20 protein-coding genes are annotated in these 23,641 nt (G+C 66.3%); 8 read left to right on the plus strand and 12 right to left on the minus strand.

Annotation, left to right across the window (positions count from 1 at the left end; translation table 11 throughout):
• Positions 1–8: 8 nt before the first annotated feature.
• From VCS63_RS03495 to VCS63_RS03515, 5 genes are all read left to right on the plus strand, one after another.
• Complete coding sequence (locus VCS63_RS03495; RefSeq protein ID WP_042795781.1) at positions 9–980, plus strand: LysR family transcriptional regulator; 972 nt, start codon at positions 9–11, stop codon at positions 978–980.
• A 20-nt stretch (positions 981–1,000) separates the two neighbouring features.
• Positions 1,001–2,002 (plus strand): ABC transporter substrate-binding protein, encoded by a 1,002-nt coding sequence (locus VCS63_RS03500; RefSeq protein WP_164794268.1) that lies wholly within the window; start codon positions 1,001–1,003, stop codon positions 2,000–2,002.
• A gap of 76 nt (positions 2,003–2,078) precedes the next feature.
• Complete coding sequence (locus VCS63_RS03505) at positions 2,079–2,849, plus strand: ABC transporter permease (protein ID WP_063639175.1); 771 nt, start codon at positions 2,079–2,081, stop codon at positions 2,847–2,849.
• Positions 2,850–2,869: 20 nt separating this feature from the next.
• Complete coding sequence (locus tag VCS63_RS03510) at positions 2,870–3,640, plus strand: ABC transporter ATP-binding protein (RefSeq protein ID WP_372341639.1); 771 nt, start codon at positions 2,870–2,872, stop codon at positions 3,638–3,640.
• Positions 3,641–3,667: 27 nt separating this feature from the next.
• A complete protein-coding gene (locus VCS63_RS03515) occupies positions 3,668–4,984 on the plus strand; it encodes an FAD-binding oxidoreductase (RefSeq protein WP_323878446.1) in 1,317 nt (438 codons plus the stop codon).
• A 22-nt stretch (positions 4,985–5,006) separates the two neighbouring features.
• Here the strand turns inward: VCS63_RS03515 and VCS63_RS03520 are convergent, their stop codons facing one another.
• The gene (locus VCS63_RS03520) at positions 5,007–6,227 is read right to left on the minus strand and encodes an MFS transporter (protein ID WP_063639176.1); all 1,221 of its coding nucleotides are present in this window, start codon (positions 6,225–6,227) and stop codon (positions 5,007–5,009) included.
• 181 nt (positions 6,228–6,408) lie between these two features.
• On the opposite strand from VCS63_RS03520, the gene VCS63_RS03525 reads away from it, so the two are divergent.
• Entirely contained in the window at positions 6,409–7,341 is a 933-nt protein-coding gene (locus VCS63_RS03525) for a LysR family transcriptional regulator (protein ID WP_323878449.1), read from the plus strand.
• A 3-nt stretch (positions 7,342–7,344) separates the two neighbouring features.
• Here VCS63_RS03525 and VCS63_RS03530 read toward each other — a convergent pair whose 3' ends face one another.
• From VCS63_RS03530 to VCS63_RS03575, 10 genes are all read right to left on the minus strand, one after another.
• Positions 7,345–8,361, minus strand: a complete 1,017-nt coding sequence (locus VCS63_RS03530) for a Bug family tripartite tricarboxylate transporter substrate binding protein (RefSeq protein ID WP_164794267.1) — start codon at positions 8,359–8,361, stop codon at positions 7,345–7,347.
• Between the two features lie 38 nt (positions 8,362–8,399).
• A complete protein-coding gene (locus VCS63_RS03535) occupies positions 8,400–9,632 on the minus strand; it encodes a CaiB/BaiF CoA-transferase family protein (protein WP_323878452.1) in 1,233 nt (410 codons plus the stop codon).
• Positions 9,633–9,688: 56 nt separating this feature from the next.
• The gene (locus tag VCS63_RS03540) at positions 9,689–10,267 is read right to left on the minus strand and encodes a UGSC family (seleno)protein (RefSeq protein ID WP_042795774.1); all 579 of its coding nucleotides are present in this window, start codon (positions 10,265–10,267) and stop codon (positions 9,689–9,691) included.
• 30 nt (positions 10,268–10,297) lie between these two features.
• Positions 10,298–11,410 carry a hypothetical protein gene (locus VCS63_RS03545; protein WP_112966855.1) on the minus strand — a complete coding sequence of 371 codons (1,113 nt, stop codon included), beginning with the start codon at positions 11,408–11,410 and terminating at the stop codon, positions 10,298–10,300.
• A gap of 133 nt (positions 11,411–11,543) precedes the next feature.
• Complete coding sequence (locus VCS63_RS03550) at positions 11,544–11,960, minus strand: VOC family protein (RefSeq protein ID WP_308024244.1); 417 nt, start codon at positions 11,958–11,960, stop codon at positions 11,544–11,546.
• Positions 11,961–12,047: 87 nt separating this feature from the next.
• Entirely contained in the window at positions 12,048–14,072 is a 2,025-nt protein-coding gene (locus VCS63_RS03555; RefSeq protein WP_042795771.1) for an acetyl/propionyl/methylcrotonyl-CoA carboxylase subunit alpha, read from the minus strand.
• A 56-nt stretch (positions 14,073–14,128) separates the two neighbouring features.
• Positions 14,129–15,736: a carboxyl transferase domain-containing protein gene (locus VCS63_RS03560; RefSeq protein WP_042795770.1), complete on the minus strand. Its 1,608-nt coding sequence runs from the start codon at positions 15,734–15,736 to the stop codon at positions 14,129–14,131.
• 214 nt (positions 15,737–15,950) lie between these two features.
• Positions 15,951–17,132, minus strand: a complete 1,182-nt coding sequence (locus tag VCS63_RS03565; RefSeq protein ID WP_042795769.1) for an acetyl-CoA C-acetyltransferase — start codon at positions 17,130–17,132, stop codon at positions 15,951–15,953.
• Between the two features lie 35 nt (positions 17,133–17,167).
• Positions 17,168–19,024, minus strand: a complete 1,857-nt coding sequence (gene aceK, locus VCS63_RS03570) for a bifunctional isocitrate dehydrogenase kinase/phosphatase (protein WP_042795768.1) — start codon at positions 19,022–19,024, stop codon at positions 17,168–17,170.
• Between the two features lie 9 nt (positions 19,025–19,033).
• Positions 19,034–20,212, minus strand: coding sequence for an isovaleryl-CoA dehydrogenase (locus tag VCS63_RS03575; RefSeq protein WP_042795767.1), 1,179 nt, complete (start codon positions 20,210–20,212; stop codon positions 19,034–19,036).
• A gap of 246 nt (positions 20,213–20,458) precedes the next feature.
• On the opposite strand from VCS63_RS03575, the gene VCS63_RS03580 reads away from it, so the two are divergent.
• Positions 20,459–21,634 carry a M20 aminoacylase family protein gene (locus VCS63_RS03580; RefSeq protein ID WP_042797463.1) on the plus strand — a complete coding sequence of 392 codons (1,176 nt, stop codon included), beginning with the start codon at positions 20,459–20,461 and terminating at the stop codon, positions 21,632–21,634.
• A gap of 58 nt (positions 21,635–21,692) precedes the next feature.
• Positions 21,693–22,664 (plus strand): tripartite tricarboxylate transporter substrate binding protein, encoded by a 972-nt coding sequence (locus VCS63_RS03585; protein ID WP_323878456.1) that lies wholly within the window; start codon positions 21,693–21,695, stop codon positions 22,662–22,664.
• Between the two features lie 636 nt (positions 22,665–23,300).
• Here VCS63_RS03585 and VCS63_RS03590 read toward each other — a convergent pair.
• Positions 23,301–23,633: a YnfA family protein gene (locus VCS63_RS03590; protein WP_174564781.1), complete on the minus strand. Its 333-nt coding sequence runs from the start codon at positions 23,631–23,633 to the stop codon at positions 23,301–23,303.
• Positions 23,634–23,641 lie beyond the last annotated feature (8 nt).

Raw genomic sequence — 23,641 nt, forward strand, 5'->3', positions numbered from 1 at the left:
GAGACAACATGGGCGCACTAAAAAACGATTCCAGCCTGGATATCCGCATGCTGCGCATCTTCGCCGCGGTGGCGGCGGCCGACAGCCTGTCGGCGGCGGCGCAGGCCTTGAACATCACGCAGTCGGCCGTGTCGCAGACGATTTCGCAGATTGAAAGCACGCTGGGCATGCGCGTGCTGGACCGGTCGCGCAGGCCGTACCGGCTGACACCGGCCGGGGTGACGCTGCACCGGCAGTCGCGCCAGATCGTCGAGGATGTGGACCGCCTGATCTCGCAGGTGCGCGAGGCCGATCTGATGAACCGGCCGGCGATCCGGATCGGCATGATCGATTCCTTCGCGGCGACCACCGGCCCGGCCATCGTCAAGCGCCTGACACAGAGCGCGAGCCAGGTGCTGGTGTGGTCGGGGCTGGCCTATGGCCACGCGCAGGCGCTGCTGAACCGGCAGGTCGACATCATCGTTACTACCGACGCCCTGGACGACGTGGACGGTCTGGCGCGTCGCGCCATCCTGACCGAGCCCTTTGCGCTGGTGGTGCCCGCCGCGCGAGCTGACGAGTTTGCGCGCATGGATCTGCGCCAGATTGCCCAGGCCGCGCCCTTCATCCGCTTTAGCGGCCGCTCGCATTTCGGCGCCATGATCGAGCGCCACCTGCGTCGCTGCAGCGTCACCGCGCCGCCGTTCCTGGAAATAGACACCAGCGACGTGGTCATGGCGATGATCGCGGCCAATCTGGGGTGGGCGCTGATGACGCCGCTGTGCCTGTTGCAGGGGCGCTCCTGGCTGGACCAGGTGGCGGTGCTGCCGCTGCCGGGGCCGGGCCTGGCGCGCACGCTGCACCAGGTGTCGCGGCAGGACGAGTTCGAGGAGATGGCCGACATGTTCTGGCAAATCAGCCGCAAGGCGCTGGAGACGGAGATCTTTCCGCAGGTAAGTGCGCATCTGCCCTGGCTCGGACGGCAGATGCGGCTTTGTTGATCACAAAAAAGGAGAAGGACATGCAGGAGACCAGACGTAGATTCATCAAAGGCGCCGCCATGAGCGCCGCAGCACTGGCGCTGCCGATGGCCGGACGGGCCTGGGCAGCGGACGTCCAGGCCGTGCGCTACGGCGGCTCGGCCTGGCTGGGGCACTATCCAGCGTGGCTGGCGATCCAGGCCGGCTACTTCAAGAATGAAGGGCTCGACGTGGGTTGGGAGTCTTTCGGCACCACGTCGGCTCGCGTCAGCGCCCTGCTCTCAGGCAACATCGACATGGCGGTCACCGCCGCGCCGGCCGCGCTGGCGGTGATGTCGCGCGGCTCGCGCCACTTCGCCATCATCGGCGTGCCCGAGAATTTCGGCCGCGTCGAAGGGCTGATCGTGCGCGACGGGGTGCAAAGCCTGCAGGACCTGAAGGGCAAGAAGATCGGCGTCACCTTCGCCTCCAGCGCGCATCTGCTGGTGCTGAACCTGTTGGACGAAGCCGGCCTGAAGGCAGGCAAGGACGTGACGGTGTTGAACGTGCCCGCGCCGGAAATGCCCGCGGCCTTCCAGGCGGGACAGATCGACGCCGCGGCAGCCTGGACGCCACAGTTCAACGCCATCCGCAGCATGCCGGGCGCGCGCCTGCTGGCAGACGACACGCAGTTCTCGCTCTACAAGGAATACGGTGTCACGCCGGGGCCCGACGTGCTGGTCGCGCGCCGCGCTTTCCTGGAAAAGCATCCCGAGGCCGTCAAGCGCTTCCTCAAGGCGTACTTCCGCGCCAACGAGCAGTTGCGCGCACAGCCCGACAGCACGGTGGCCGCCTTGGTGGAACTGACCAAGCTCGCGCCCGCGGACCAGCTGGAAATGGTCAAGGGCGCCGATTGGTATGGCGCATCGGAGCAAGGGCAGCTGCTGGCGCCGGGCAGCAAGTACATCGACGGCCTGCAGAAGCTGGCGGAAATGATGGTGCGCTACGGACAGATCGACAAGGCGCCGGCCGTGCGCGACTGGGTCGATCCCGCCTATCTGTAATCGGGAAGGCGCCAGACGCCTGGACGTCAACGGCGGGCGCGCACCGCCCGCCCTACTTTCTGTCAGGAATTGAATGATGAATGCATCACAACGTCAGCGTCGTCCGGACCTGCTGCTGATCAGCAGTGTGTCCGTGATCGCGTTGCTGCTGTTCTGGGAAGGCGTATGCCGCCTGCAATGGGTGGATCCGCTGTTCCTGCCGCCGCCCTCGTCCGTTTTCTCCCGCATGGCCGGCATGTGGGAGCAGGGGGCGTTGATGGACCACATCCTGGCCTCCGCGCGCCGGGTCATGGTGGGCTTTGCCGCCGCCACGGCGCTGGCGATTCCGCTGGGAATTTTCCTGGGCACCTCGCTGCGCGCCCGCGCGGCCTTCGACCCCATCCTGTCGTTCCTGCGGCCGCTGCCTTCGATGAGCTGGATCCCGTTGTCGCTGCTGTGGTTCGGCATCACCGAAACGCAGAAGTACAGCATCGTGTTCATGGGCACCTTCGCGCCCGCGCTGCTTTACGTCATTGAAGCCACGCGCAACATCGATCCGCTGCTGATTCGCGCCGCCCGCAACCTGGGCGCCACGGGCCCCCAAGTCATGCGCATGGTGATTCTTCCGGCGAGCCTGCCGCAGATCTTCAGCGGCTTCAAGGTGATCCTGGGCCTGTCGTGGACCTGCGTCATCTCCGCCGAGCTGGTCGCCGCCAAGGAAGGCCTGGGTTTTCTCATCATGAACGGCAAGGAATTCTTCCAGACCGACACCGTGGTGCTGGGCATGGCGCTTATCAGCGTCACCGTGCTGGTGACCGACGTGGTCTTCCGAATCATTGAAAACAGGGTGTTGGCATGGTCGCGATAAACCACGCGGAGAACGATACGATGATCTCGATCGAAGGCATTTCCAAGTCCTTCGGGTCCTTTCATGCCCTGCAGGGCGTGGACCTGCAGGTCAAGCGCGGCGAGTTCCTGGTGGTGCTCGGCGCCTCGGGTTGCGGCAAGTCCACGCTGCTCAACCTGATCACCGGCTTTGAAAAGCCCAGCGCCGGACGCATCGTGGTCAACGGCCGGGAAGTGCGCGACGTGGATCCGCATTGCGGCATGGTGTTCCAGCAGTACGCGCTGTTTCCCTGGCTGACCGTGGCGGAGAACGTGGCCTTCGGCCTGACGCTCAAGGGCGTGCCCGCCACCGAACGCCGCGCGACCGCACAGAAGTTCATCGAGATGGTCGGCCTGAAAGGTTTCGAGGAAGCCTATCCCAAGGCCTTGTCCGGCGGCATGCGCCAGCGCGTGTCCATCGCGCGCGTGCTGGCCAACGATCCGGACGTCATCCTGCTGGACGAACCTTTCGCCGCGCTGGACGCGATGACCCGCCAGGTGCTGCAGGAAGAACTCACCCGCATCTACGAACGCAGCGGCAAGACCATCATCTTCATCACGCACTCCATCGACGAGGCGCTGCTGCTGTCCAACCGCATGGTCATCATGAGCGCGCGGCCTGGCCGCGTCGCTTGCGATATTCCCAACGACCTGCCCTATCCGCGCAACGCCGACGTGCAGCTTTCGCCCCGCTACATCGAGCTCAAGTCGCAGATCTGGGGCATCGTGCAGAACGAAGTCATGCGCAGCCTCCAGGCCCGCGCCGACCAATGATTCGCCAACCGCAACACTGAACCCATCATGTCTCACCCCTCAGGGCAATCGCAGACTTATCCTCAATACCAGAGCGGCTCGGGCTGGAACGCCATGTTGCCCGTACGCGCTCCGCGCGCCGCCGCGCCGCCGCACACCCGTTACAAGCACGTGATCATCGGCGCCGGCTATACGGGCCTGGCAGCCGCGCGCCGGCTGGCCGAGTTGCAGCCGCAGGAGCGCATCCTGGTGCTGGACGCCACTGCCGCCGGGGAAGGTTCCGCGGGCCGAAACTCCGGCTTCCTGATCAACCTGCCGCACAACACTCGCATGAGCGGCCATCACAGCCCGCTGCAGGTGGCGCGCAAACAGATCGCGATGTACCAGTCCGGGCTGGACTGGCTGGCAGAACTGTCGGAACGGGGGGGCTTCGACTGTGGCTGGGACATTGCCGGCAAGTATCACGCCGCGGCAACGAAGCTCGGGCGCAGCACCCTGAGCGCATCGTTGGCGCAATACCGCGACTGGGACGTCGCGTATACCGAACTGGACCAGGACGCGCTGCACGAACAGCTGGGCACCCGTTACTACGAGTTCGGCTACCACTCGATGAACAACGTCTTCGTGCAGCCGGCCGCGCTGATCCGAGGCTTGGCCGATACGCTGCCCGAGAATGTCTGGCTGATGGAAAACAACCCCGTGCTGGCGGTGAATGGCGCCGGTCCGTACACCGTGCGCACCCGCGGCGGCGATTTCACCGCGGACAACGTGGTACTGGCCAATAACGCCTTTGCGCGCAAGCTGGGCTTTCTGCGCAGCCGGCTGGTCACCATCTTCACCTACGCCGGGGTTACGCCCGTCCTGAGTCCCGCGCAGCTTGCGCTGCTGGGCCAGCGCGACCAGTGGGGCGTCATTCCGGCCAACCGCCTAGGCACCACGCTGCGCCGCATCCGTGGTGGCCGTTTCATGGTGCGCAGCGCGTATTCGTACGAGGCCGAACAGCCCTTGGAGCGCATGGAGCAGTTGCTGCGCGATTCATTCCAGCGTCGCTACCCGGAGCTGGCATCGCATGATTTCGAGTACGTCTGGAGCGGATCCACGGCGTTGACGGGCAATGGCGCATCCTTCGTCGGTCAGGTGCGTCCGGGCCTGTATGCGGCCGTGGGATGCAACGGCGCGGGCGTGATCAAGGGCACCATCCACGGCAAGCTGCTGGGCGAGCTCATCGCCGGCAGGCGCAGCCCCATGCTGGACGACCTGGAAGCATTTGAGAAGCCGAACTGGCTGCCGCCCGATCCGCTGCGCCGGATCGGGGTCATGATTGCCATCGCCAATCAGGCCAAGAAGGCGGGGCTGGAGCGCTGATCCGGCCGTGCGGCGCGCCCGCTCAGGGCGCGTGCAGGCTTTTCAGCTTCCGCAGTTCCGGGAACCAGCGCATCCACAGGCCGGCCACGGCAATGGTGCCGATACCGCCGATCACCACGGCAGGCACCGCGCCGAACATCGCCGCCATGACGCCGGATTCAAACTCGCCTAGCTGGTTCGACGTGCCTACGAACAGCGTGTTCACCGCGCTGACGCGGCCCAGCATGTGGTCTGGCGTGTTCAGCTGCACTAGCGACGAACGCACGACCACGCTGACCGCATCCGCGGCGCCCAATACCACCAGCGCCGCGATGGACAGCGGGATCGAGGTAGACAGGCCGAAGACCGTGGTGGCCAGACCGAACACGATCAGCGCGCCGAACAGCAGGCGGCCGACGTGCTCGCCCAGGCTCAGCCGAGCCAGGGTCAGCGACATCAGCGCCGCGCCGCAGGCAGGAGCGGCGCGCAGCGCGCCCAGCGCCCACGGGCCGGCGTTCAGGATGTCCTTGGCGAAAATGGGCAAGAGCGCGGTGGCGCCGCCCAGCAGTACGGCGAACAGGTCCAGCGACAAAGTGCCCAGCAGCAGGCGCCGCTGGAAGATAAAGGTGATACCGGCGAACAGGGTGCGCCAGGTGGTGGGTTCTTTGCGCGGTGGCGCGCGCTCGATGACGAGCGTGGCAATGGACGCAAAGGCGGACAGGTACAGGGCGGCGGCCACGCAATAGATCCACCCGGCGCCCAGCCCGTAGCCCACGCCGCCCAGCGCCGGGCCCGCGATCTGCGCGATCTGGCCGCCCGAGGATGCCAGCGCGGTCGCGCGCGGCAGCCACTCGCGCGGCACCACGGCGGGGATCAGGGTGGCCAGGGTGGGCGCCTCGAAGGCGCGTGCCGAACTCATGATGATGATGGTGGCGTAGATCAGCGTCTTGCCGCCTACGCCATTCAGGGCGGCGATTGCCAGCACCAGCGTGGCCAGCGCTTCCAGCGCCATGCACACCGCCACGATCTTGCGGCGGTCGTAGCGGTCGGCTACGTGACCGACCACCAGGGTCAGCACCGCCATGGGCAGGAACTGCGCCAGGCCGATCAGCCCCAGGTCCAGGGCGCTGCCGCTCAACGCATAGATCTGCCAGCCCACCGCGACCGAGACGATCTGGAAGGCCAGCGATGCGCCGATACGCGCAAAGAGGTAGTGCAGGAAGGCGGGTCGTTGAAGCGGACTGGGCGAGTCGGGGGCAGGCATGGAAGGGTGGGCAGGGATTTGGCGGCTGGGCCGGATCCGGCATTCTAGGGACAATTCGCTGACGGGAAACTAAGAGACTCAGGGCATACCGGGGGGGCCTGGCCGGATTGATGCGTGAAATGGCGCGTGTGTGCCTATACTGCGATGTCGCGCATTGCCACTTCCGATGGGTAATCCAGCCATGGCCACGCTTCCCGATCTGCGTTCTCGCGAGCTGCAGGCAATTTGCACGCTCGCCGAATGCGGCAGCTTTGTCGCCGCGGCGTTGACGATGAATGTCTCACAGCCTGCGCTCACGCGCATGGTGCAGCGGGTGGAGAAGGTGCTGGGCGTTGCGCTGTTCCAGCGTTCCACGCGGCGCGTGGAGACCACGGCTGCGGGCCAGGAATTCGTAACGCTCGCGCAACGGGTGCTGGCCGATCTGCGCATTTCGGTGGAGAACATGCGCGAAATCTCCGACGAACTGCGCGGCCGCAGCATCGTGTCGGCGGTGATGTCGGTGGCTTATACGCAATTGCCTCGCATCGTCGCCCGGTATCGCGAGTCGCGTCCGGGCATCGAACTACAGGTGCGCGAAGGCGTGCACGGCACGGTCATGGACGACGTGCGTAGCGGCGTTGCGGACATGGGGATTACCTATATCGACGACGTGCCCACCGAATTCGCGGTGGTATCACTGGGCCGCGAGGCCTTTCATGTGGTGATGCCGCGCAATCATCCGCTTTCCGCGCGGGCCGGGGTGACGCTGGAAGCGCTGGCGGAGTACGCCCAGGTGTCGCTGCCGCGCGAAGCCCAGACCCGCCGGCTGATCGACAGCCATGCGGCGATTGCTGGCGTTCCCTTGCGGCACACGGTTACCGTGAGCCAGTTCGCGACCGTGATGCAGTTTGTGTGGGCGGGCGTGGGCGTGGCGATTGTGCCGGGCGGCGCGGTGCCGGCTGCACTTAGCGCTGACTTGGTAGCCCGCCCGTTGACCAGGCCGGCCCTGAGTCAGGCGATTGGCGTGGTGTTCCTCAAGGAACGCGGCCTGACCCCAAGCGCCAACGGCTTTCTCGCGCAACTGCGCAGCGATTGGGTTCAGGTTGTTGCGCCAGCGCGTAAGCTGCGCCGCTAAGCGCTATTGCAACCGGATGCCGGCAAGTTTCACCAGTTCCGCATAACGCTGGGCCTCGCTGCGGCAGTACGCGTCGAAGTGTTCCGGCGTATCGCCTATCGGCATGGCCTGCGCCTCGATCAGGCGGGCGCGCACGTCGGGTTGCTCCAGTATGCCGCTGACAGTGCGGTAAAGGCGCGCGATCAGATCCGGGGGCGTTTTCGCCGGCACCCACATGCCATACCAGGTGCTGAGATTGACGGTCGGGTAGCCGAGTTCGGCAAAGGTCGGCACATCCGGCAGCGCGGCCACGCGTTGCGGCGCGGTGACCGCCAGCGCGCGCAGCTTGCCGCCCTTTACCAGGGCGATCGATGACGGCATGGAGTCCAGCATATAGGTGACCTGGCCGCCGACGACATCCGTCAGCGCGGGGGCGCTGCCTTTGTACGGCACATGCGTGACGTCGAGTTTGGCGGCGGCCTTGAACGCTTCGCCGGCCAGATGGCCGGGCGTGCCATTGCTGGACGATGCGAAATTGTGGCGGCCGGGTTGAGAGCGGACCAGGGCGATCAGGTCCGCCACCGAACGCACGGGCGAATTGGCGCTGACGATCAATTGGATGGGCGTGGAGGCCAGATTGGTGATGCCGCTGAAGTCCTTCAACGGATCATGCGACATGTTGGTGTACAGCGCGGGATTGATCAGCTGCCCCGACACATTGATGAGCAGCGTATAGCCGTCAGGCGCGGCCTTGGCGACCATGTCCGCGCCTATCATGCCGCTGGCGCCCGGGCGGTTCTCGATAACGACGGATTGGCCGAGCTTATCGGACAGCGTGGCCGAAACGATGCGCCCGACGATATCGGTCGGGCCGCCCGGGGGATAGGGGATGACGACCCGCAGCGGCTTGGACGGGTAATCGGTTGCCGCCAGCGCCCTGGCGCCGCCGCCGATCGCGGCGAGTGCCGCGCCGGCGGTGCCGATGAGCAGGCGGCGCCTGGCAGGACTGACGACGGCCTTTGTTTGAACGGATGGTTCCATGGTTTGTCTCCCTTGTCGCTTTCTTGTGTAGGAACAGCTCAGGGTTCGACCGCGATCGCGCCATCGCGTCGCAGGTCGGCAAGCGCCTGCGGCGCCAGTCCCAGCACTTCGCGCAGCACGGGTTCCGTGTGGGAACCCAGCACCGGCGGAGCGCTGCGGTATTCCACGGGTGTCGCGGAAAGATGCAGCGGATTGCCCACGAGGTCGGCGCAGCCCGCCTGCGCGTTCGGCATCGGCACGCGCATGCCACGTTGCAGGACCTGCGGGTCGGCGAATACCTCGGCCAGGCCATTGATGGGACCGCAAGGCACGCCTAGCGCCTCCAGCTCGCGCAGCCAGTGCGCGCTGGGGTGCAGCGCCATCCGTTCCTGGATCAACGGGATAAGCGTGCCGCGCGAAGCCAGCCGCGCGGTGTTGTTGGCGTAGCGCGGATCGTCCGCGAGATCCGGCAGGCCGAGCGCGCCGCAGAACTTGCGGAATTGCGTGTCGTTGCCCACGGTGACGATGACGTAGCCGTCGCGGGTGGCGAAGTCCTGGTACGGCACGATGTTGGGGTGGGCATTGCCCAGGCGCGCTGGTTCGCGCCCGCTGGCCAGGAAGTTCATGGCCTGGTTGGCCAGCACGGCGACCTGCACGTCGAGCAAGGCCACATCCACGTGTTGGCCCTCGCCGGTGCGGTCGCGATGCGCCAGCGCCGCCTGGATCCCCGCCGTGGCGTACAGGCCGGTCAGGATGTCGGTGAGCGCCACGCCCACCTTCAGCGGCCCGGCGCCGGGCTGGCCGTCTTCGCGCCCGGTGATGCTCATCAGGCCGCCCATGCCCTGGACCAGGAAGTCGTATCCGGGGCGGGAAGCATAAGGCCCGCTCTGCCCAAAGCCCGTAATGGAGCAGTACACCAGGCCAGGATGCTGGCGTTTGAGCGTGTCGTAGTCCAGGCCGTAGGCACGTAGTCCGCCTACCTTGAAGTTCTCGATGAATACGTCGCACTGCGCCGCCAGCGCCGCCACCAGGCGCCGGCCTTCGGGCATGGCGATATCGATGGCGACGGATTTCTTATTGCGGTTGGCGCCTGCGAAGTAGGCGGATTGCGCCACGTCGCCCCATTGCGGATCGCTGATCCACGGCGGTCCCCAGCCGCGAGTATCGTCCCCCAGGCCCGGGCGTTCGATCTTGATGACTTCCGCGCCCAGGTCAGCCAGCAACTGGCTGGCCCAGGGGCCGGCAAGCACGCGCGAAAGGTCCAGCACCCGCAAATGCGACAGTGCGCCCATTGTTCCCCTCCCCGTTTGCGTAGCGCCGCGAACGGCGCCGCTACGTAACGCCGCCGCTATTGAAGGGCCACGCGCAGCGCCATCGGCGCTTTGGTGCCCAGCCAGACCTGTTGGGCCTGTTCCTTGATCTGCGCCACGCGCTGCGCGATTTCATCGGCAGTAATGGAGCTGACCGGATGCGCGATGACCACGGGCTCCAGCGTTTTCATGCCGATGGCCTGCCGCGTCAGTTCGGTCTCGCGAGCGAACTCGGTGGTAATGATGACCGCGCTGGGCAGGCCCAGGCGTTCCAGCGCGATGGAGTCGCGTACGCAAGCCGAGCAGCACGAGCCGCAATCGCCGATGGCGGTCAACACGATGTCGTTTTCGGCCGCTATGCGCTCGATCAGTTCAGGCGCTGCGTCTTTGGAAAAACTGTGCTTGACGTAGTAGTTCACCTCGGCGAATCCAATCTCTTCGCCCAGGGCGGCGGCGGCGCCGCGCAGCAGCTTGTTGGCGTTCCATTTGGAATTGTCCAGAATGCCCAGGCGCAGGCCGGCCAGGCCTTTCTTGCGCGCCGATACCGGCGCGTCCTCGAAGCGCAGCGCACCGCGCGGATCAAACACCGCAACTTTTTCCGCATCGTTCATCAACATGTCTCTCTCCTGGTTTTGCGGGCTGCCGCCCTAGATGGCGCACGCGCCGCTGGTGCAATCGGCGCTCTCGGCGTTTGCGCCGTCTATCGCGCGCAGCACTGGCGTGCTCATGCTGCCCCAACCCGGGATCAGCACGGAGAAGCGGCCGGCTTCGCCGCCCATCACGAAAAGGTGGATGTGCTCGGGACTGTGCACGATGGGAATGCGGGTATCGTCCTCGCGCTTGTAGTACTTGGGCAGGTTGCGGTTGTAGACCTTGCCGTAGCGGTGGCCGTAAGCCAGGTCGATGAAGCGGTTGCCGTGATTGACGTAGAGATAGTTACGCACGTCGGCCCGCGACCAGCCGTGTTTACCGATGGTCTGTGCGTGCTCAAGGCCCAGCACGACCGCGATGTGGCCGCCCAGCACCGCGCTGTTGGAGGCGATGGTGCTCATGGCCGAGCACATCGTGTCGAGTATGCCCTCGGGGTCGTTGGATATGTGGTTGGTGACGCTGTGCGGCGCTTCGGCCGCCAGGGCGAACACGGTGGAATCGTCGGCCTTGTAGCCATGCTCCACGTGATAAGGAGCCAACGGGCTTTGCAGTTCGTTCTCGCAGACGCAGTAGGTGTACTTGCCGGGGTGACCCAGCGTGCTCTTGTCCAGGTCGCCTGGCCAGCCTCCGCCCACGTTGAGCATGATCAGGCGCAGCGCGCGGCCGATCGTGGCATTGGCGCGGTTGCCCGAACCGAATGCATTGACGCCGCCATTCATGCCGATTTCGCGGGCGATCGGGCCGTTTACCACGAGCAAGGGGGAAGCGACGTGCGTGGTGGCCTGAACGCCATTCAGGTTGAAGGCAGGATCGGTAATGGCCTTTACTGCTGCCAGCACCACCGGCGCGTACTCGGGCTTGCAGCCGGCCATCACCATGTTGATGGCCAGCACCTCGCGCGTCAGTTCGCCCCAACGCGGCGCCACCCGCGCTTCGACAAAGCTTGCGTCGCCGCCCAATCGGGCCACGATCTCGTCGATTTTCTCCTGAGTGGGCGGAACCACCGGCAGGCCGTCGGTGAAGCCGCGTTCGTAGTAGTACTCCACCAGGTCCACGCCGGCAGGCACCATCGTCACCGGCGACGTCTTCGCTTGCAGAACCGCACTCATCGAAATCTCCTCGTGGCTGTCGAATGACCTTGCGACGAGCATAGGAGTCCTTGCTTATTGATAACAAGGACAATCTATTTCGATAAATGATTGCGAAAAACGCATAAGTCGCGGAACGCGCAGGCGCCGCGCGCTACACCTTGGGCCAGTATGTCCCGAAGCTCCATAGATTGCCTTCCGGATCGCGGCAGGCGAATTCGCGGCTGCCGTAGGCGGTGTCATACGGCGGGGTTTCGATGGTGGCGCCTGCGGCCCGTACCTGCCCATGCAAGGCGTCAGGGTCGTCGACGGCCAGGTACAACGCATCCGTGCGGCGGCCTTGCAGGTCGCCCACCAGCTTGCCGTAGTCGTCGTCGCGGTGTTGTCCCAGCATCAGGAGGGAACTGCCGTAGGCGAGTTCGGCGTGGAGCACGGCGCCGCCTTCGCGATAGACGGCGTGTTCAGTGAATCCCACCACGCTGGTCAGCCACCGTATCATCGCGTCCGCATCGCGGCAGCGCATGGTCGGAAACAGCCGGGGCGCAGCGGCTTCGGAAGAATTTGCGTTCATCACGGGCCCTCCTGTCGAGCACAAGGAATGGCCCATGATGAACCCGCGCATGGCGCGGGGGGTTGACGATTTGTTACCCCGGCCGGCCTATTCGCCGATGGCGACCAGCTCCGCGCCTTCCGTCACCTGATCGCCCACGCCGTAGAACACCTCCGTGACCTTGCCATCCGCAGGCGCGGAAATGGTGTGCTCCATTTTCATGGCTTCCATCACCAGCAGGGGCTGGCCTTTTTCCACCGCATCGCCGGCCTTGACCGAGATCGAGATGATCTTGCCGGGCATCGGCGCCGTCAGGCCGCCGCCGTGGTCGCCCTGCGTGTCCTGGGAATGCGCCAGGGGATCGTACAGGTCCAACACGTGTACGCCAGCCCCGCCGAAGACGTGGGCGCGGTCCGCATGGAGCACGACCGTGCCGGCGCTTTCGTGTCCGTCCAGCGTGATGCGCAGGCCGTAGGCCAGGTTGGGGTTGGCGCTGGCGTGGGCGCGCCACAGGAAAGCTTGCGGACCTGCGCCGATGTCCAGGGTCCAGGCGCCGCCCTGGCGGGCGACGGTGGCGTGGCGGGTTTCGCCGTTGTCCACCCATTGCAGCTGGCGCGTGTAGCGGCCGCCCAGGCGCCAGCCGTCGCGGGCGTCCCAGGGATCGGCAGGTTGCTTGCCGCCAAGCGCGCCGGGCTGCGCCAAGCCCTGGCGCACCAGTACGGCGGCGCAAGCCAGCGCCAGCGTGGCGGGGGTGGCGGGCTGGGGTTCGGGCAGCAGCGTGGCGCGCTGGCGTTCGATCAGGCCCGTGTCCAGGTCGGCCGCGGCGAAGGCGCTGTCCTGCATCAGGCGGGACAGGAACGCCACGTTGGTCTGCACGCCGACGGCCTGGGTCTGGGCCAGGGCTTGCAGCATGCGGGCGCGCGCCTGGTCGCGGTCGGCGCCGTGCACGATCAGCTTGGCGATCATGGGATCGTAGAACGGCGTGATCGTGTCGCCCATGCGCACGCCGCCGTCGACCCGGATATCGCCGTTGGCGAACGCCGTGTGCGCCGGCAGGCCCAGATAGGCCAGCGTGCCGATGGACGGCAGGAAGCCCTTCTCGGGATTTTCCGCGTAGATGCGGGCCTCGATGGCGTGGCCCTGGATGCGCAGGTCTTCCTGGCGCGCCGGCAGCGGCTGGCCGGCGGCCACGCGCAACTGCCATTCGACCAGATCATGTCCCGTGATCATTTCGGTGACCGGGTGCTCGACCTGCAGGCGTGTGTTCATTTCCATGAAATAGAAGCGGCCGTCAGGTTCGGCGATGAATTCCACCGTGCCCGCGCCCACATAGCCCACGGCGCGCGCGGCAGCCACGGCGGCTTCGCCCATGGCGCGGCGGCGCTCTTCGGTCATGCCGGGCGCGGGAGCTTCCTCGATGACCTTCTGGTGGCGGCGTTGCACGGAGCAATCGCGCTCGAACAGGTAGACGCAATTGCCGTGCTTGTCCGCGAACACCTGGATCTCGATGTGGCGGGGCTTTTGCAGATAGCGTTCGATCAGCACGCGGTCATCGCCGAAGCTGGACGCGGCTTCGCGCTGGCAGGAGGCCAGCGCGTCCAGGAAAGCGCCTGACGATTCGACCACGCGCATGCCCTTGCCGCCGCCGCCGGCGCTGGCCTTGATCAGCACGGGGTAGCCGATGCTGTCTGCCTGGGACTTGAGGAATTGCGGGTCCTGGTTGTCGCCGTGGTAGCCCGGCACCAGCGGCACGCCGGCCTTTTCCATCAGCGATTTGGCGGCGGACTTGCTGCCCATGGCGGCGATGGCCGAGGCCGGCGGTCCGACGAAAGCGATGCCGGCCTTTTCAGCGGCTTCGGCGAAGGCTTCGTTTTCCGACAGGAAACCATAGCCGGGGTGGATGGCGCCTGCGCCCGTGTCGCGCGCGGCCTGCAGGATGGCGTCGGCGCGCAGGTAGCTGGCGCGCGGTTCCGAGCCGCCGATATACACGGCCTGGTCGCAGGCGGCGACGTGGCGGGCGTTGGCATCGGCGTCGGAATACACCGCAACGGTGCGGATGCCCATGCGGCGGGCGGTGGCGGCCACGCGGCAGGCGATTTCACCGCGGTTGGCAATCAGCAAAGTGTCGAACATGGATGTCATCCAGGCTGAAATTATTCTTGAACTGCGCTGCGGACGGCTGCGCCGCCCTACATGCGGAACACACCGAATCGGGTGTCTTCAATGGGGGCATTCAGCGCGGCCGACAGCGCCAGTCCGAGCACGCGCCGCGTGTCGGCCGGCGCGATGATGCCGTCGTCCCACAGCCGCGCGGTGGCGTAGTAAGGATGCCCTTCGCGTTCATATTGTTCGCGGATGGGCGCCTTGAAGGCGGCTTCCTCGTCCGTGGACCACTGGCCGCCGCGGGCTTCGATGCCGTCACGCTTCACCGTGGCCAGCACGCTGGCGGCCTGTTCGCCGCCCATCACCGAGATGCGGGCATTGGGCCACATGAACAGCATGCGCGGCGAATAGGCGCGGCCGCACATGCCGTAGTTGCCGGCGCCGAACGAGCCGCCGATCAGCACCGTGAACTTGGGCACGTTGGCGGTGGCCACGGCCGTCACCATCTTGGCGCCGTGGCGGGCGATGCCTTCGTTTTCGTACTTGCGGCCCACCATGAAACCCGTGATGTTCTGCAGGAACACGAGCGGGATCTTGCGCTGCGCGCACAGTTCGATGAAGTGCGCGCCCTTCTGGGCGGACTCCGAAAACAGGATGCCGTTGTTGGCCACGATGCCCACGGGCATGCCGTGGATGTGCGCGAAGCCCGTGACCAGCGTGGGGCCGAAGCGCGCCTTGAACTCGTCGAACTCCGAGCCGTCCACGATGCGCGCGATGACTTCGCGCACGTCATAGGGCTTGCGGGTGTCGGCGGGGATGATGCCGTTCAGCTCGCTGGGGTCGTAGCGTGGCTCGCGCACCGGGACGGTGGCCAGCGGTTGGGGTTTTTTGCGATTGAGCCGGGCAACCGCGTTGCGGGCCAGCTGCAGCGCGTGCATGTCGTTGGCGGCCAGGTGGTCCGCCACGCCGGACAGGCGCGTGTGCACGTCGCCGCCGCCCAGGTCCTCGGCGCTGACTTCTTCGCCCGTGGCCGCCTTCACCAGCGGCGGGCCGCCCAGGAAGATGGTGCCCTGGTTCTTGACGATGATGGACTCGTCGCTCATGGCGGGCACATAGGCGCCGCCCGCGGTGCAGGACCCCATCACCACGGCGATCTGCGAAATGCCCTGCGCGGACATTTGCGCCTGGTTGTAGAAGATGCGGCCGAAGTGTTCGCGATCAGGGAAGACTTCGTCCTGCTGAGGCAGGTTGGCGCCGCCCGAATCCACCAGATAGACGCAGGGCAGATGGTTCTGCGCGGCTATCTCCTGCGCGCGCAGGTGCTTCTTGACCGTCATCGGGTAGTAGGTGCCGCCCTTGACCGTGGCGTCATTGCAGACGATCACGCATTCCGTTCCCGCGACGCGGCCAATGCCCGTGATAACCCCTGCGCCGGGCGCTTCCCCGCCATACATGCCATGTGCGGCCATGGGCGACAGTTCCAGGAACGGCGTGCCCGGGTCGATCAGGTGTTCGACGCGGTCGCGCGGCAGGAGCTTGCCGCGCGCCACGTGCTTGGCGCGCGCGGCTTCGCTGCCGCCCAGCGCGGTATGGGCCAGTTGCTGATTCAGATCGTCCAGCTGCGCCTGCATGGCCTGCGCATTGTCGGTGTAGTCCTGCGACCGCGGATTGATGCGGGATTCGATGATGGGCATGGGGTTCCACCCGTCCTGCTTGTTGGAAATTTGTAGGCGCTCGTGGAGCGGTTTGTCTCGTTGCCCGGTGGGCGGAAGGATGAAACCCCCACGCCGCGCGCGCTTCGCGCGCTTGCTGCCCCGCCGAGGGGGCGGCCCCGCGGCGGGGCGGCAATTCTTGCGGAGGTTTCGCGCTGCGCGCCACAGCACATTTGCAGGCGCGCAGCGCCAGGCCTTAGATCATCTCGATTGCCATCGCCACGGCTTCGCCGCCGCCGATGCACAGCGTGGCCACGCCGCGCTTGCCGCCGGTCTTGCGCAGCGCGCCGACCAGCGTGGCCATCAGGCGGGCGCCGGACGCGCCGATCGGGTGGCCCAGGGCGGTGGCGCCGCCGTGGATGTTGACCTTCTCGTGCGGCAGCTTGAAGTCGGTCATGGCGGCCATGGTGACCACCGCGAAGGCCTCGTTGATTTCGTAGAGGTCCACGTCCTCGGCCTTCCAGCCGGTCTTGGCGAAGAGGTTCTTCAGCGCGCCCACGGGGGCGGTGGTGAACCAGTTCGGCTCTTGCGAGTGCTGGCTGTGGGCGACGATGCGCGCCAGCGGTTTGACGCCGAGCTTTTCAGCGGTGGATGCGCGCATCAGCACCATGGCGGCCGCGCCGTCGGAAATCGACGAGGAGTTGGCGGCGGTGACGGTGCCGTCCTTCTTGAAGGCGGGCTTGAGCGTGGGGATCTTTTCCGGCATGGCCTTGGTGGGGGCTTCGTCGGTGTCGATCACCGTGTCGCCCTTGCGGCCGGCGACGGTGACGGGCGTGATTTCCCACTTGAAGCTGCCGTCTTCCGTGGCGGCGCGGGCGCGGCGCAGCGATTCCAGCGAGAACGCGTCCTGCTGTTCGCGCGTGAAGGAATACTTGGTGGCGCAATCTTCAGCGAACACGCCCATGGCCTTGCCCTTGTCGTAGGCGTCTTCCAGGCCATCCAGGGCCATGTGGTCGTACACGGTGTTGTGGCCGTAACGGTAGCCCTGGCGGCCCTTGAGCAGCAGGTAAGGGGCGTTGCTCATGCTTTCCTGGCCGCCGGCGACGACGACGTTGGCGGAGCCCGCGGCGAGCAGATCATGGCCGAACATGGCGGCCTTCAGGCCCGAGCCGCAGACCTTGTGGATGGTGGTGCAAGCCACACCCAGCGGCAGGCCTGCGCCCAGCGCGGCCTGGCGCGCCGGGGCCTGGCCCTGGCCGGCTTGCAGCACGTTGCCCATGATGACTTCTTCGACTTGCTCGGGCTTGATGCCGGCGCGTTCGACGGCGGCCTTGATGGCGATCGAGCCCAGCTCGTGCGCGGCCAGGCCGGACAAGGCGCCCAGCATGCCGCCCATGGGCGTGCGGGCGACGGAAACGATGACGATGGGATCTGACATGGCTAGCTCCTGTGAGGGTCGGGACAGCTCTGGGGTTACGAGGCCGCGTGGGCGCCTGGAGGGCGTTCCGGACGCAGGCGTCTGTCCGTATCGTAAGGGAAAAATTCTTCAATCCGGCCTTGCGCCACGTGGGCCCGGCAGGCCTGCCACCACTCCGGTTCCAGCAGGTCGGCATGGTGACGCATGAAGGCGCCGCGCACGCGCGCATCGCCCAGCAAAAAGCGTCCGAATTCCTCGGGGAAGACGTCGTTCGGACCGATGGCGTACCAGGGCTCGGAAGCCAGTTCCGCCTCTTCGTTGGGGGCGGGCGGGATGCGCCGGAAATTCATTTCGGTCATGCGCTGGATTTCGTCGTAATCGTAGAAAACGACCCGGCCCAGGCGCGTCACGCCGAAGTTCTTGTACAGCATGTCCCCAGGGAAGATATTGGCTGCCGCCAGTTGGCGGATAGCGTCCCCGTATTCGCGCACGGCGGGGTCCAGCAGCGCGTCGGGCGCCTGGCGCAGATAGATGTTCAGGGGGGTCATGCGCCGTTCGATGTAGACATGGCGGATGACCACCGTGTCCCCGGATTCCTCTATCAGGCTGGGGACCAGCCTGCGCAATTCTTCCAGCAGCGCGGGCGCGAAACGCGCGCGCGGCAGCGCGACCTGCGAGTATTCCCAGGTGTCCGCCATGCGGCCGACGCGGTCGTGCAGCTTCACCATCTGGTATTTGCGCCGCACGGTGGCGTGGTCCATGCCGTCCTTGTCGATGCGGTCCTTGATGAGCTTGAACACGTAGGGATAGGACGGCAGCGTGAACACGCACATCACCATGCCCTTGATGCCGGGCGCGATGTCGAAGGCGTCGCGCGAATGGGCGAGGTGATGCAGGAAGTCGCGGTAGAACAGCGTCTTGCCCTGCTTTTGCAGCCCGATCATGGTGTAGAGCTCGGCCTTGGGCTTGCGCGGCAACAGGCTGGACAAGAAGTTCACCACCGCAGCGGGCGTTTCCATGTCCACCAGAAAGTAGGCGCGCGTGAAGCTGAACAGTGTGCTCAGGTCGTCCGCGCCCAGCAGCAGCGCGTCCAGCACGACCTGGCCCGCGGGGTTGCGCATCAGCGCCACGGCAAAGGGATACACCGTGCCCTGGTTGATCAGGCGGCCGACGATATAGGCGCCTTTATTGCGGAAGAACAGCGAGCCCAGCGCATGGATCTGGCAGTCGCTGGCGATGCGGCGGCCGACGTGGCGCGGCAGGATGGCGCGCAACTGCTTGATCGCGGCGCGTGCCAGCAATCGGGTGTCGCGCGGCAGGTCTTCGAAGGGCAGCGCCAGGCCGAAGTCCGCGACCATGCGGATCAGGCTTTTCTCCAGTCCGTCCGTGGCCGGGTAGTACACCCGATACGACGGGATGGTGCTGTCCAGGTAATCGGTGGCGATGGCCGGGCGGACGAACAGGAACGCGTTGTGGAAGTAGTCGCGGTGCAGAATGCGGCAAGACACCGAGTTGAAGAAGGTCTCGGCGCATTCGGGCTGGCGGTGATCGCCCAGTAATCCCACGAATTCCTGTTTGATCTGCTGCCAGAACGCAGTCTGCTCATCGCTCAGGGCGGGCGCGGCGCTGCCATTGGCGCCCACCGCGCCTTCCGGGCGGCCGCGCAGCACGCCTTCCAGTTGGGTGGCGCATTCGCGCACCCGCATGTCGTAGTACTCGATGCGCTCGCGCGACAGGCGCTGGATGCCATGCCAATCGCCGGATTCGAACAGTGCCTTGGCGCGCTGGGCGCTATAGCGGAACAGCGCGTAATGGCGGTCAAAGCCCGCCAGGATCAGCCGCGCGACGTCCAGCGGCAAGGGCCCGGGAGCGGGCGCCTGCTCGATGTGCTGGACGTCGGACATGCGGATCATGGCGGGGGCTCAGGCGGTTTCGTTGAACAGCTCGCGGCCGATCAGCATGCGGCGGATTTCGCTGGTGCCGGCGCCGATCTCGTAAAGCTTGGCGTCGCGCCACAGACGGCCCACCGGATACTCGTTGATGTAGCCGTTGCCGCCCAGGATCTGCACGCCCTCTCCCGCCATCCACGTGGCTTTCTCGGCCGTGTACAGGATCAGCGCGGCGCAGTCCTTGCGCACCTGGCGCACGTGTTCGGTGCCCAGGCGATCCAGATTCTTGCCGACCTGATAGCAGAAGGCGCGGCTGGCCTGCAGCGTGGTGTACAGGTCCGCGACCTTGCCCTGGATCAGCTGGAATTCGCCGATGGCCTGGCCGAACTGCTTGCGGTCATGGATATAGGGGACGACCACGTCCATCACGGCTTGCATGATGCCCACCGGTCCGCCGGACAGCACGGCGCGCTCGTAGTCCAGGCCGCTCATCAGCACCTTGACGCCGCCATTGACCTGGCCGAGCACGTTTTCCTCGGGGATTTCGCAGTCCTGGAACACCAGCTCGCCGGTATGGCTGCCGCGCATGCCCAGCTTGTCGAGCTTCTGCGCCACGGAAAAGCCCTTGAAACCCTTTTCCACCAGGAAGGCGGTGATGCCGCGCTGGTGGGCCTCGGGATCGGTCTTGGCATAGACCACCAGGGTGTCGGCGTCGGGGCCGTTGGTGATCCACATCTTGCTGCCGTTGAGCACGTAGCGGTCGCCCTTCTTGTCGGCGCGCAGCTTCATGCTGACCACGTCGGAGCCGGCGCCCGGCTCGCTCATGGCCAGGGCGCCCACGTGTTCGCCCGAAATCAGCTTGGGCAGGTACTTGGCTTTCTGAGCCGCCGTGCCGTTGCGGTTGATCTGGTTTACGCACAGATTGGAGTGCGCGCCGTAGGACAGGCCGATGGAAGCGCTGGCCCGGGAGATTTCCTCCATCACGACCATATGGGCCAGATAGCCCATGTTGGCGCCGCCGTATTCCTCGCCGGCCGTCATGCCGAGCACGCCGAGATCGCCGAATTTGCGCCAGAGGTCCATGGGGAACTGGTCGCTGCGGTCGACTTCTGCGGCGCGCGGCGCGATTTCGGCCTGCGCAAAATTGCGCACCGCATCGCGCAGCATGTCCAGATCTTCGCCCAGGTCGAAGTTCAGGCCGGGAAGGTTCATCGCTGTCTCCGTGATAGTAGGTACTTACTATTTTGTGGGCGCCAGTCTCCGGCGCCGGATTGCCGCGCGTGGCTCATGATGCGCCGATCGGCCATCGCTGCGCAATGATGCACCGCAAATATTACGTTTACGTAAACGTAAATTGGAGTCGGGTTATCCCTAGGTAATTGCGGACTGCCGAGGGAGTTGCGCTGAGTAATATGCCAGCCGATCCTTGAATCCTGAATCATTGCGATGGAGTCTGCCGTGCTCGAACTATCCAATCTGGACGAAATTGTGGCGCTGCGGCGCGATATCCACATGCATCCGGAGCTCTGCTATGAAGAGCACCGCACGGCCAAGGTCGTGGCGGACACGCTGCAAGGCTGGGGCATCGAGACGCACACCGGCATCGCCAAGACCGGGGTGGTCGGCGTGATCAAGCGCGGCAACTCGGACCGCGCCATCATGCTGCGCGCCGACATGGACGCGCTGCCCATGCAGGAAGAAAACCAGTTCGAGCACCGCTCTCGCCACGACGGCAAGATGCACGGCTGCGGCCACGACGGCCACACGGCCATGTTGCTGGCCGCGGCCCGCCATCTGCAGACCGAAGGCGGATTCGACGGCACGGTGTATCTCTGCTTCCAGCCAGCCGAGGAAGGCGGCGCGGGCGGTCGGGCGATGATCCAGGACGGCTTGTTCGAGCGTTTCCCTTGTGAAGCGGTATTCGGCATGCACAACTGGCCAGGACTGCCCGCCGGGACCTTCGGCGTCTGCGCCGGCCCCATGATGGCCGCCGCCAACGGCTTCAAGATCACTGTCCGCGGCAAGGGCGGCCACGCCGCCGCGCCGCAGGACTGCAACGACCCGGTGCCGGCGCTGTTTGCCATCGGCCAGTCGCTGCAGACCATCCTCACGCGCAGCAAGCGTCCGCTGGACGCCGCCGTGCTGTCGATCACGCAGGTGCAGGCTGGCGGCAGCGTGATCAACGTCATTCCCAACAGCGCCTGGCTAGGCGGCTCGGTGCGCGCCTACAGCACCGCCGTGGTGGACCTGATCGAACGCCGCATGAACGAAATCGCCGGCAGCATCGCGGCCGCGCATGGCTGCGAAGCGGACGTGTTCTTCGAGCGCCGCTATCCGGCGCTGGTGAACACCGTGGCCGAGACCGAATTCTGCATGGAAGTCATGCGCGAGGTGGTGGGCGAGGACCGCGCGCAGGTCATCGAGCCGGCGATGGCGTCGGAGGATTTCGCCTTCCTGCTCCAGGAAAAGCCGGGCTGCTATGTGTTCCTGGGCAATGGCGACGGCGAGCACCGCATGGCGGGCCACGGCCTGGGTCCCTGCATGCTGCACAACGCCAGCTATGACTTCAATGATTCCCTGATTCCGGCTGGCGCGTCGTACTGGGTACGCCTGGCGCAACGCTACCTGGCCTGATGTGCTTCACGTTTCTCGTTTTATCCGACGCAGTGCCACGCAACATAACCAGGACGATATGAAAAAGAAGACATTGCTGATCAAGGCCGCGGGGGCGGCCTTGGCGATCATGGCCAGCGGCGCCATGGCGCAAGACTGGCCGGCCAAGCCCGTCACGCTGGTCGTTCCCTACACCGCTGGCGGCAGCGCCGACGCGATCGGACGCCGCCTGGGCGACGTCCTGCGCAAGGAAAGCAACGTAACGGTCATCGTCGAGAACAAGCCCGGCGCGGGCGCGTCCGTGGGCACGGACTTCGTGGCGCGCGCCCAACCGGACGGCACCACCTTGCTGCTGGCCTCCACCAGCCCGCTGACGATTTTCCCGCATCTGGCCAAGACCAACTACGACCCGATGAAGGATCTGACGCCGGTGGCCAGCGTAGCCGTTGCGCCCGTCGCCATCGTCGCCACCAAGGCTCTCCCGGTGCAAGACTTCGCCGGCCTGATCGAATACGCCAAGTCCCATCCGGACGGTGTGCGCTATGGCACGCCGGGCCAAGGCACCGTGGCCCACATCGGCATGTCGGCCGTGACGGCGCAAACCGGCACCAAGATGCTGCACGTGCCGTACCGCGGCAACAGCCAGGCGCTGACCGACGGCCTGGGCGGCGTGGTCGAGCTGCTGGTGGTCAACAGCGACGTGGTGCTGCCGCACGTGGCCAGCGGCGCGCTCAAGCCGCTGGCTGTGATGGCGCCGCAACGCCTGGCCGCCTGGCCCGACACACCCACCATGGCCGAGCTGAAGATGCCGCAGGCGCAGTATTACTCGAACTTCGGCGTGTTCGCGCCCGCCAAGCTGCCCGCCACGGTCGCCCAGCCCCTGCAGGCCGCGCTGGCCAAGGCAGTCGCCAGCGCTGAGTTCCAGGACCTGCTGGCCAAGTCCTACCTGCAGCCGGGCACGGCCACGGGCGAAGCCTTCGCCAAGCAGGTGCAGGCCGAATTCGCGAACAACGCGCGGATCATCAAGGAAGGGAACATCAAGGCCGAATAAGCCTGTCCCCCGGCGCTAAAAAAGCAGCTAGCCCGCGCAGCGGGCGCGGCGTGGGGGCCCTTTTTGCCGCCGGGCCGCCCCAAGGCAAAAAACGCCCCCTCGGGGGGCAGCTAGCCCGCGCAGCGGGGGCGGCGTGGGGGCCCTTTTTGCCGCCGGGCCGCCCCAAGGCAAAAAGCGCCCCCTTGGGGGGCAGCTAGCCCGCGCAGCGGGGGCGGCGTGGGGGCCCTTTTTGCCGCCGGGCCGCCCCAAGGCAAAAAGCGCCCCCTTGGGGGGCAGCTAGCCCGCGCAGCGGGGGCGGCGTGGGGGCCCTTTTTGCCGCCGGGCCGCCCCAAGGCAAAAAGCGCCCCCTCGGGGGGCAGCTAGCCCGCGCAGCGGGCGCGGCGTGGGGGCCCTTTTTTGCCGCCGGGCCGCCCCAAGGCAAAAAACGCCCCCTTGGGGGGCAGCTAGCCCGCGCGGCGTGGGGGCCCTATTTGCCGCCGGGCCGCCCCAAGGCAAAAAGCGCCCCCTTGGGGGGCAGCTAGCCCGCGCAGCGGGCGCGGCGTGGGGGCCCTATTTGCCGCCGGGCCGCCCCAAGGCAAAAAGCGCCCCCTTGGGGGGCAGCTAGCCCGCGCAGCGGGCGCGGCGTGGGGGCTCCCCCTACCCGCTGCGCGGCCCGAACATGATCACCAGCATCCCGGCGAGGCACAGGCCTACGCCCAGCCAGTCGCTCATGCTGGGCCGCACGCCGTCCACGGCCCATAGCCACAGCAGCGCCATTCCTATGTAGACGCCGCCGTACGCCGCATACACGCGGCCCGAAGCCGTGGGGTGCAGCGTGAGCAGCCAGGCGAACAGCGCCAGGCTGGCCGCGGCGGGGGCGAGCAGCCAGATGGAATGGCCCTTGCGCAACCACAGATAAGGCAGATAGCAGCCGACGATTTCGGCCAGCGCCGTCAGGATGAACAGCGCGAGGGTCTGCAAAACGCCCATGTCGGCGT

Source organism: Achromobacter sp. D10 (assembly GCF_035282245.1).
In the GTDB taxonomy this organism is placed as follows: Bacteria; Pseudomonadota; Gammaproteobacteria; order Burkholderiales; family Burkholderiaceae_B; genus Achromobacter; species Achromobacter insolitus.

Bases quoted from the DNA above. Each gene is read 5' to 3' on its own strand.
- VCS63_RS03495 (WP_042795781.1), top strand. From the start codon at position 9: ATGGGCGCACTAAAAAACGATTCCAGCCTGGATATCCGCATGCTGCGC.
- VCS63_RS03500 (WP_164794268.1), top strand. From the start codon at position 1,001: ATGCAGGAGACCAGACGTAGATTCATCAAAGGCGCCGCCATGAGCGCC.
- VCS63_RS03505 (WP_063639175.1), top strand. From the start codon at position 2,079: ATGAATGCATCACAACGTCAGCGTCGTCCGGACCTGCTGCTGATCAGC.
- VCS63_RS03510 (WP_372341639.1), top strand. From the start codon at position 2,870: ATGATCTCGATCGAAGGCATTTCCAAGTCCTTCGGGTCCTTTCATGCC.
- VCS63_RS03515 (WP_323878446.1), top strand. From the start codon at position 3,668: ATGTCTCACCCCTCAGGGCAATCGCAGACTTATCCTCAATACCAGAGC.
- VCS63_RS03520 (WP_063639176.1), bottom strand. From the start codon at position 6,227: ATGCCTGCCCCCGACTCGCCCAGTCCGCTTCAACGACCCGCCTTCCTG.
- VCS63_RS03525 (WP_323878449.1), top strand. From the start codon at position 6,409: ATGGCCACGCTTCCCGATCTGCGTTCTCGCGAGCTGCAGGCAATTTGC.
- VCS63_RS03530 (WP_164794267.1), bottom strand. From the start codon at position 8,361: ATGGAACCATCCGTTCAAACAAAGGCCGTCGTCAGTCCTGCCAGGCGC.
- VCS63_RS03535 (WP_323878452.1), bottom strand. From the start codon at position 9,632: ATGGGCGCACTGTCGCATTTGCGGGTGCTGGACCTTTCGCGCGTGCTT.
- VCS63_RS03540 (WP_042795774.1), bottom strand. From the start codon at position 10,267: ATGTTGATGAACGATGCGGAAAAAGTTGCGGTGTTTGATCCGCGCGGT.
- VCS63_RS03545 (WP_112966855.1), bottom strand. From the start codon at position 11,410: ATGAGTGCGGTTCTGCAAGCGAAGACGTCGCCGGTGACGATGGTGCCT.
- VCS63_RS03550 (WP_308024244.1), bottom strand. From the start codon at position 11,960: ATGAACGCAAATTCTTCCGAAGCCGCTGCGCCCCGGCTGTTTCCGACC.
- VCS63_RS03555 (WP_042795771.1), bottom strand. From the start codon at position 14,072: ATGTTCGACACTTTGCTGATTGCCAACCGCGGTGAAATCGCCTGCCGC.
- VCS63_RS03560 (WP_042795770.1), bottom strand. From the start codon at position 15,736: ATGCCCATCATCGAATCCCGCATCAATCCGCGGTCGCAGGACTACACC.
- VCS63_RS03565 (WP_042795769.1), bottom strand. From the start codon at position 17,132: ATGTCAGATCCCATCGTCATCGTTTCCGTCGCCCGCACGCCCATGGGC.
- aceK (WP_042795768.1), bottom strand. From the start codon at position 19,024: ATGATCCGCATGTCCGACGTCCAGCACATCGAGCAGGCGCCCGCTCCC.
- VCS63_RS03575 (WP_042795767.1), bottom strand. From the start codon at position 20,212: ATGAACCTTCCCGGCCTGAACTTCGACCTGGGCGAAGATCTGGACATG.
- VCS63_RS03585 (WP_323878456.1), top strand. From the start codon at position 21,693: ATGAAAAAGAAGACATTGCTGATCAAGGCCGCGGGGGCGGCCTTGGCG.
- VCS63_RS03590 (WP_174564781.1), bottom strand. From the start codon at position 23,633: ATGGGCGTTTTGCAGACCCTCGCGCTGTTCATCCTGACGGCGCTGGCC.